The organism is Streptomyces sp. NPDC054956, from assembly GCF_053609185.1.
The window spans coordinates 1-6222 of record NZ_JBSGXB010000389.1 but is presented as its reverse complement, the minus strand read 5'-3'; the positions used below and the strand labels follow the sequence as shown (position 1 = coordinate 6222).

Below are 6222 nucleotides of genomic sequence, written 5' to 3'. Positions count from 1 at the left end.
GCGACCGCAGGGAGCGCCCTTGACGGGCCGGCCCGGCGCGGAAGGACACTGGACTTCCGGGACGCCCCCCGGTCACCGTCGAAGTCGGCTCGCGCACAGACCCCGCCAACCCCGCCCCCGCCGCGCCGTCGCAGCCGCCGGCCGGCTCGCAGCTCCGGTCACCCCGCCCCGCTCCACCCCCGCAGCCCCCGCCCCGCCCGCAGCTCCGGTTACCCCCGCCCCCGCCCCGCCCCCACCTCAGCCCAGCGCCGCCGCCAGCCTTCGCAGCCCTTCCTCGATTTCCTGCTCCGTGTGCGTCGTGAACGACAGGCGGAGGGTTCTCGGGTCCGGGGGGCCCGCGAAGAAGGGGGCTCCGGGGACGTAGGCCACGCCTGCCCGGGTTGCCTTGCGCAGCAGGGGTGTTGCGTCGTGGTGTTCCGGGAGGCGGGCCCAGATGAACATGCCGCCCTCCGGGTGGTTCCACGTGGAGCCCGCCGGGAGGGCCGAGGCCAGGCCCGACAGGAGGGCGTCGCGGCGGGTGCGGTACGCGTCGCGGACGCGGGCGATGTGGGCGTCCAGGTCCGCCGTCCGCAGGTACTCCGCCGCCGCCAACTGGTCCACCGTCGAGGTGTGCAGGTCCGCCGCCTGCTTCGCGAGCACCGCGCCGCGCAGCAGTGCCGCCGGTGCGCGCAGCCAGCCCAGTCTGACGCCCGGCGCCATCACCTTCGAGAAGCTGCCGAGCAGGGCCGTGCGGTCCTCCGCCCCCGGGTGCGCGGCGAGCCAGGGGACCTCGCAGCCCTCGTAGCGCAGGTCCCCGTACGGGTCGTCCTCCAGCAGCCACAGTCCGAGCCGGGCCGCGACGGCCGCGACCGCCGCGCGGCGGGCGGCCGGGAGGGTGCGGCCGGTGGGGTTCTGGAAGGTGGGGACGGTGTAGAGGAGTTTGGGGCGCTCGCGGGCGACGATCTCCTCGAGGGCGTCCGGGAGGATGCCCTCGTCGTCGCAGGGCACGGGGACGACCCGGGCGCCCGCGAGGGTGAACCCCTGGAGCGCGGCCAGGTAGGTCGGGTCCTCGACCAGGACCGTGTCGCCCGGTTCGATCAGCGCGGTCGTGATCAGGCCGAGCCCCTGCTGGGAGCCGGTGGTGATCAGTACGTCGTCCCCGGTGGTGGCCAGGCCGCGCCCGCCGAGCCGCCGGGCCACGGCCGCGCGCAGCTCGGGGGCGCCCTCGGTGGTCGAGTACTGGAGCGCGCGGCGGGCCGAGCCGGTGAGGACGGTGTCGTACGCGGCCCGCATCCCTTCGGCGTCGAAGAGCTCGGGCGCGGGCAGGCCGCCGGCGAAGGAGATCATGCCGGGCCGGGCGGTGACGGCGAGTATCTCGCGGACGGCCGAGGGCGCGGTCGTGCGGATCCGTGCGGCGAACGGCGGCGGCGGGACGGGGGCGTGGCCGGGGGCACGGCCGGGGGCGTGGCCGGCGCCGGGTGCGGTTCCTGGCGCGGTTCCATCGGTGGGGGAAGGGGCGGAGGCGGGTGCGGCGACGGGAGGGGAAGCGGGCACGGGGGCTCCTTCGGGAGGCGGGTGCGCGCATCGTAGCGGTGAGAGCGTGTATATGGCATCTATGTATCGGATGCCGAACTCCCGGCCAGGGGCTCCCCATCTGACGTCGCATCAGCTAGACCGTCTCCCATGACAGCAGACGAGCGGAACACCCGGGCCGACGACTACGCCGAGCTCGCCTCGGTCGGCCCCTACGGAGTCCACCCCGGCCACGCGCTGATCACGATGGTCGAACCGCACCCGGGCCACGAGTTCGCGTACAACCGCTGGTACGAGGACGACCACTACTACGCGGGCGCCATGGCCATGCCCTGGATGTACGCCGGCCGCCGCTGGGTGGCCACCCGCGACCTCCAGGAGCTGCGCTACCCCGAGAAGTCGGCGGTCGCCCAGCCCGTCACGGCCGGGTGCTACATATCCACGTACTGGGTCACCGAGGGCCGCTACGACGAGCACATGAAGTGGACCGTCGGCATCAACAAGCGCCTCAACCGCGACGGACGCGTCTACCAGGACCGCACCCACGTCTTCACCGCGTTCCAGGACCACGAGGCCACCGTCTACCGCGACGGCGCCGCCGGCCCCCGCGACTTCCACGCCCTGGACCACCCGTACGGCGGGCTGGTCGTCCAGGTGGTCGACGCGGAGGGACCCGAGCAGCGGGCCGAGCTGCTGGAGTGGCTGCGCTCGCGCGCCCTGCCGAAGCGGCTGGCCGGCTCCCCGGCCGCGATGGTCACGGTCTTCCGTCCGACGCCGCTGCCCGGCGACCGGATGACGTACGTGAAGCAGGTCGAGGGGGTCGACACCCGGCTGACCCTGCTGTGGTTCCTGGAGGCCGACCCGCGCACCTGCTGGGACCGGTTCCAGGGGCTCGACGCGGAGGTCGCGGAGACGGGGCTGGGCCGAGTGGAGCTGGTGGCGCCGTTCATCCCCACGGTGCCGGGGACGGACCGGTACGTGGACCAGCTGCGCTGATCCACGCCTCCCGGCCGCGGCCATGACCGCTGTACGGGGCTGCGCGCGCGGCCCCGTACGCGGCTGCGCGCGGCCCCCGCGTGCGGACGTGGCCGAGCCCCCTCGGCCAGGACGGCGGGCCGGTCGAGAGGGCTCCAGTCAGTGGTGCGGTGGTGCCGGTGGTGCTGGTGCCTGTCGTGCTGGTGGCGCTGTTCGTATCGGCGGCGGGCTGGGATGTTCGCCTCGACGTTCAGGCGAGGCGTCCCAGCCGGCCCTCGGTCATGTCGGCGACGAACGAGGTCCACGAGCCGGGCGCGAAGGTGAGGGACGGGCCGTCCTGCACCTTCGAGTCGCGGACCGCGATGGCATCCATGACGGGGGACTTGACCTCGACGCAGGCGCCGTTGGCGGAGTACGAGGACTTGGTCCAGTTTTCCGTGGAGCCCTGACGAATAGCCATGTTTCTCTCCGGTTCAGCGAGTAGTTCCGGTGGATCCCGGTGCCGTGCCGGCCATTGCTCCGGCTGACGTGATCGACGCTACCCGCAGGTCCCGGCAGGTGAGGGGACTGTTCACCCGACCGAGTGGCATATTCCATTCAGGCCTTCTGTGGCCGGGGAGTGACGGTGTACCGTACCGGCCTTTTGCGGAACCTCAGTTCTCCTTGCGCGCGAAGTCGTCGATGATGTCGGAGATGAAGTGCCGGGTCTGGTCCACATTGTGGGCCTGCGCGCGCAAATGTTCGTACATCACGCTGTATTTCTGAACGTCATTGGCCTTCTCCAGGTACAAATCGCTCGTCACGCCCTCGATGTAGACGACGGTCGAGTCGGAGGCGTCCGGGAATTCCAGAATGGCGTACTGGCCGTTGACGCCCGGGTGCGCTCCGACCGAGAACGGCATCACCTGGACCGTGACGTGCGGCTTCTCCGATTGCTCTATCAAGTACTCCAGCTGCCGGATCATGAGCGGGGCATCGCCCACGTGCCGCCGCAGGGCCGCCTCGTCGATGACCGCCCACAGGCGCAGCGGCCCGATCTCCGGATTGCTGTTGTCGGTCTCCCAGAGCCGCTTCTGGCGGTGCATCCGGACCTGTACGCGCTTCTCCACGTCGGTCGGCGCGGTCTCCGGCCAGGCGCCGCGGACGAGCGACTGGGCGTACTCCGGGGTCTGGAGCAGCCCCGGAACCACCAGGGGCTCGTAGGTGCGCAGGCTGGCGGCGTCCGTTTCCAGGCCGATGTAGACGCTGTACGGGATGTCGCCGAAGGCGTGCCACCAGCCCTGCTGGCGGGAATCCTTGGCCATCTGCATGAGGGAGTCGACGAGCCGCCGGTCCTCGACCTCGTAGACGTCGCACAGATCGCGGACGTCGCGCTGGCTGATGGAGCGCCGGCCGTTCTCCAGTCGGCTGATCTTGGACTGGGAGACGAGCAGGCGCTCGGCGACCTGTTCGGCCGTCATGCCCTTGTCTTCGCGGAGCTTGCGCAACTCCATGCCCAGTCGGCGGCGTCGGACGGTGGGATTGACATTGGACGCCACGTGAACGGCACCTCCGCCTTCTTCTCTCGCTGTCTCTCTGCGTGTCTGCTGGTGAGCAGACTGCCACCGAAGCGTGCGGCCTCGCTGGGGAACGGCCCGGAAGGCGCCCCGGAACGCGCCGGTAACGCAAACGCGCGGGGCGGCGGGGCCGGCGTACCGGCCTCACCACCCCGCGCGCTGGCGGCTACCGGACCGGGTCTGGGGGACGCCGGTCACGGCAGTGGCGTTACGTGTCGTGCTGGTCCTGCTGGGCGTACGGGTCCTGCGTGTCGTGCCCCTGCCGGTACCGCGTGTCCGGACGACGGGTCAGTGCGCGGCCGCGCGGGCCATCGCACCGGTCCGGCGCGGCTGCATCGGAACGGCCGTGGCCGTGGCCCGGACGGGCTGGGCCGGTGCACGGTCGCGGCGCGGCTGTGCGGCCACGCCGTTCTGGACGTCCATGACGGCGTGCGCCACCAGTCCGCCCATGGGGTCGTGTCGGATCAGGTCCCGCAGCCGGGATCTGGACGACCGCCCCTCGTTGCCGGGGTACAGGTGCTTGCCGAGTCCGACCGCGTGGGCCAGTGCGGCAAGCGCCGCGGTCCGCGGGTCCGGCGGTACGCCGGTGCGGATCGCACTGTCCAGCCGGGCACGGATCTCCCGGCTGATCGCCGTGTCGGTCGCCTGGTAGCGAGTCGTCGGCAGCACCCCGCACATCTGGCCCGCGACGGCATGCACCATGCCGCAACGCTCCAGGTGAGCGAGGTAAATCTGGCGGAGCCCCAGTCGGGGTCCGCCGATCCAGTGGACCGCCCGAACCGGGCTGCCGCGCCTGCGCAGCAGTTCCAGTGCGGAGTCCAGAGTCGGATCTCCTGTCGGCCGTGGCATCACCACGGCGATACGATCCCCATCAGGGGCTATCCGTCCTGCCAGAGCCAGCTCCACTAGCTGTGCCCCGGCCAGGCCGAGGTCGAGCGACTGCGGCTGCGCCGTGGTACCCGTGGCCGGGTCCAAGGCGAGCAGCAGAAGCTCCTCCGGAATTGTTCTGCGGCTCCTGCCCATCCATGCCTCCCCGCGTGGATGAGTGACAGGGTGACGCCTCTCACATTCATCTGTCGAGAGCGCCTGCCTGCTTTGTGGGGGAACCGTCAGCTATGTCGTTCTCGTCTAGCACGGGGGCGATGCGCCCTAGACGGGACACTGTTAGACATTCGGACAGCCGGACGTGGTGGCGATCGAGGAGGAACTGGTGGCGGGCGAGTCCCCCGACAAGTCGGTTGATGAAGGAGCGGCGGGGGCGTCGGAGTCCGCCGAGGGGCGTGACCCGAGGGTGTCGGTGTTCCGGCCGCGGGAGCCCGAGGACGGGTCCGCGGCGCGCGATCCGCTGCGGGAAGCCGTGGCGGCGTGGGTCGCCACGGCGGAGTCCTCGCCCTCCGGTGACGAGCCGGACGAGCCCGCTCCGGGCGCGCGGACGGAGGTCTTCGAGGCCCTGCCGGAATCCGCGGCGGATACCGGGTCCGAGGCTCCGGCCGATGCCCCGGCGGACACCCCGGCCTCTGCCGAGGCCTCGGCTCCGGCTCCGGCCTCGACCCCGGCCACGGCCCCGGGTGAGTCCGGCGGGTCCGCCGGCTCCTCCGACGCCGTGGCCGGTGGCCGCGACTCGGGCTCCGGCTCGGCTTCCGGCTCGGCTTCCGATTCCGAGCCCGCGGCCGGTGGCTCCGCCGACCGCGACGCGTCCGCGGACCGGCCCGCCGCGGCCGGGCCCGCCGACAGCGAGCGCACCGCCGTGTTCCGTACGTCCACGCCCCCTCCGGCGGACTCCCGGCCCGTGGCCGGTGGCCCCGGTGTCGGTTCCGCTTCCGGCCGTGCGGCCGACGGGTCCACCCCCGAGGGAGGCTCCACCACACGTTCGGGTGAGGGTGATGCCCCCTCCGAGCGGGCGGGTGACGCATCCACCGTCGAGGGCGGCTCTTCCGCACGTACGGGTGAGGGTGCTTCCGGTTCTTCCGGCGCCTCCGCCGAGCCCGCGGCGGCCGAGCCCGCCGAGCCGGTCGACAGCGAGCGCACCGCCGTGTTCCGTGCGGTGAAGCCTCCGAGCACCGATTCCGCTTCCGGGCGCGCGAGTGGCGCGTCCACTGCCGGGGGTGCGCCCGCGGGTGAGGGTCCGGCCGGAGGGTCCGGCGGCTCCGACAAGCCTGCGGCGGCCGTGCACGCCGAG

At 72.5% G+C, this 6222-nt stretch carries 5 protein-coding genes and 1 pseudogene; 2 read left to right on the top strand and 4 right to left on the bottom strand.

Features of this window, described 5'->3' with window-relative positions:
* Positions 1–237 precede the first annotated feature (237 nt).
* Entirely contained in the window at positions 238–1386 is a 1149-nt protein-coding gene (locus tag ACWGDE_RS34815) for an aminotransferase-like domain-containing protein (RefSeq protein ID WP_453393060.1), read from the bottom strand.
* 276 nt (positions 1387–1662) lie between these two features.
* Between ACWGDE_RS34815 and ACWGDE_RS34810 the strand changes: the two genes are divergently transcribed.
* The gene (locus ACWGDE_RS34810) at positions 1663–2508 is read left to right on the top strand and encodes a hypothetical protein (protein ID WP_453393059.1); all 846 of its coding nucleotides are present in this window, start codon (positions 1663–1665) and stop codon (positions 2506–2508) included.
* A gap of 229 nt (positions 2509–2737) precedes the next feature.
* Here ACWGDE_RS34810 and ACWGDE_RS34805 read toward each other — a convergent pair whose 3' ends face one another.
* The 3 genes from ACWGDE_RS34805 to ACWGDE_RS34795 form a co-directional block, all read right to left on the bottom strand.
* A complete protein-coding gene (locus ACWGDE_RS34805) occupies positions 2738–2947 on the bottom strand; it encodes a DUF397 domain-containing protein (RefSeq protein WP_453393058.1) in 210 nt (69 codons plus the stop codon).
* Between the two features lie 193 nt (positions 2948–3140).
* A complete protein-coding gene (locus tag ACWGDE_RS34800; RefSeq protein ID WP_453393057.1) occupies positions 3141–4025 on the bottom strand; it encodes a helix-turn-helix domain-containing protein in 885 nt (294 codons plus the stop codon).
* A gap of 306 nt (positions 4026–4331) precedes the next feature.
* Entirely contained in the window at positions 4332–5066 is a 735-nt protein-coding gene (locus ACWGDE_RS34795; protein ID WP_453393056.1) for a GOLPH3/VPS74 family protein, read from the bottom strand.
* A gap of 163 nt (positions 5067–5229) precedes the next feature.
* Between ACWGDE_RS34795 and ACWGDE_RS34790 the strand changes: the two are divergent.
* Positions 5230–6222, top strand: a pseudogene (locus ACWGDE_RS34790) (hypothetical protein); the annotation flags it as partial.